This window comes from Escherichia albertii NBRC 107761 = DSM 17582, from assembly GCF_000759775.1.
Classification (GTDB): domain Bacteria; phylum Pseudomonadota; class Gammaproteobacteria; order Enterobacterales; family Enterobacteriaceae; genus Escherichia; species Escherichia albertii.
The window spans coordinates 1-2,359 of the sequence record NZ_BBMY01000212.1 but is presented as its reverse complement, the minus strand read 5'-3'; the positions used below and the strand labels follow the sequence as shown (position 1 = coordinate 2,359).

Below are 2,359 nucleotides of genomic sequence, written 5' to 3'. Positions count from 1 at the left end.
ACTCCCAGTCAGGTTGATCAAATGATGACACCTGATTATTGGTCTTGTAATCTGTGTTATTGTTCTTATTTGCAGCATTTTCCTGTTGCTGTATGCCTGATACATAATCCTTGTCACAAAGAACCCCGGGTATCAGACAGGAAGTCCCACCCTCTCTAAAAACAGCATGAGATGTGGCATGTCCCTGCATGGTGAGCTGGCTATTTTTAATGTTAATGTCATTTGTAATATCAACATTACCGTCCAGAATCAGGCGACTATTATCTTTTTTGGTATCAAGCTGGTGGTTTATCTCTGTATTACCTGAAACAGAACCATGATACATATAGTTTGACTGATTATTAACAGAAAGCGCTGCTTTCTGCACAGCACTATTTGTTATGAGCGCCCCTGTATCGGTCGCTGCAATTTTATTAAAACTTTGATTGTAACCGTTTAAATCAAGAGTTCCACCATTTTCAGTAAAGAAAATACCTCTATAATCATTATTTGGGTTAAGCGCTGCGTCATGATTAATTTTTACAACACCATGACCACTGGCCATATAAATATTATTAAATGCATTGGCGCTATTTAATACAACAATGCCATTGCCAGTTTTCAGATTATTACCTTGAGAAACATTAACGTTCAGCGTACCTGCACCAATTTTATGCAGGTTATCACCAGCAACCCCTTTCACATTCCAGTCGACTGTAGTATTTTCACCAATATCCAGCCCAGCACCTTTGAATGTTTTATTCTCACCAGTGACGGTGTAATGATGCCCGGAATCAAAAATGAGGCCACCAGAGCCAATGTTTACGTTATTGTCAAAATTAATATTTCCGCCACCACTAAAACTTAGATCCTTATAGTGATTATTATTTTTTTCCACTTGTATTTTATTGCCAACTAACGTAAAGCTGTCACTATTAAGCGACATTGTATTATTGTTTAACTGGACTTTTTGAGTAAATTTGTTTTTTAAACCATTAACCGTATTTTCATCATACTGATTAAAAAGAGACCAAACATTTGTACCATCGCTTGCTATCCCATACAGAGTACCAAGCATAACCCATTCTTTTTTTTACATTATCATACAGATAGAAACCGGAACCACTGTCGCCCCCGGTAGTTTCATTATAAAAAGCAGTGGTATTATTATATGGTCTTTTATTATTCCAGTTAAACTGAAACATTGAGGCACTTAATAAAAGAGGATTATATGCCTGTCCTGTATTATATGAAGAACCATTTTGAATGGTAGAAGTGATTCCGGCACCGACTCTGAAACCAATAATTTTTTTTTCGCCATTGATATCTACACCATAACGCTCAAGGGCATCATGATTATTGAGTGAGAAGTCTACGGAATTTTTTACACCAGAGGTTTCAACAACAAATTTATCAAGTCTGGTTACTGCAAAATCCCCCTTTGTCATCCTGTCTACATATTTATATGAACTTTGTCCCCAATTTTGAGTGCTTACTGCATGATGGGCAGTTCCGTTATGGGTTGCGGTAACACTATATGCGCCCCCAATAGATGTAGTTGCACCTTTATTTGAGGCTGGCGAGAAATCGGGAATTGGAACTTTTGGGAAATTGAACGTCTGACCATTCTTGAGTTGAATTGATACATCGGTCGCTCCTGCTTTAAACACTCCCTTATTTTGTGCAAGGTCTAAATAATCTCTTGCCCAAACATTATTGATATTTAGCTGAGCGGCCTGTGCAGTGCTCAAAAAAACACCACACAGTGATAAATTTAATAATGCCAAAAGACTGCCACGGGCAGCTTTCTTCATTACTCTGGAGGCCAGTTCGGATACTGCAATCATTACCCCTGTCGCGTGACAATATTTTAAAGCGTATATTTTATTCATAATTTTTTCACATAATGTTTTTATCACCAGATCTGGAGTCCATTATGAAATCAATTAGATAAAAACAATTTTAGCATTGATAACAAAGCTCTCAACCATAAGAGCTACAGACTAACAACTCGCCAATGTTTATATCTTATGAAAACGTCCAAATCAATCCGACAAACAAACAATAAACAATAAACATCCATTTAATTATTAAAAAACAACCTTATTGCATTTAATTACCAATTAGAAAAACATGCAAATAAAAAAACATATTTAATTCTATCTATTATTCTTTCGATTTCAATCATAAAGAGGGGCGGATATGATAAAAACCTTTCCGATAATTAGAGCGGATTTACTCTCAATGACCTGAAATATGGTAGTTCTGGTTGATGATAATGTTTTAGTCTCTGGACCTGGTTTTGTACCGTATTCCAAACACTGAACTCCAGCATCAGGGAGTTTGGAAGAGTCGGTATCAGCCACATTTTATATGTGGG

At 36.6% G+C, this 2,359-nt stretch carries 1 pseudogene; it reads right to left on the bottom strand.

Annotation, left to right across the window (positions count from 1 at the left end):
• Positions 1–1,871 (bottom strand): annotated as a pseudogene (locus EA14781_RS22415) (S6 family peptidase); the annotation flags it as partial.
• Positions 1,872–2,359 lie beyond the last annotated feature (488 nt).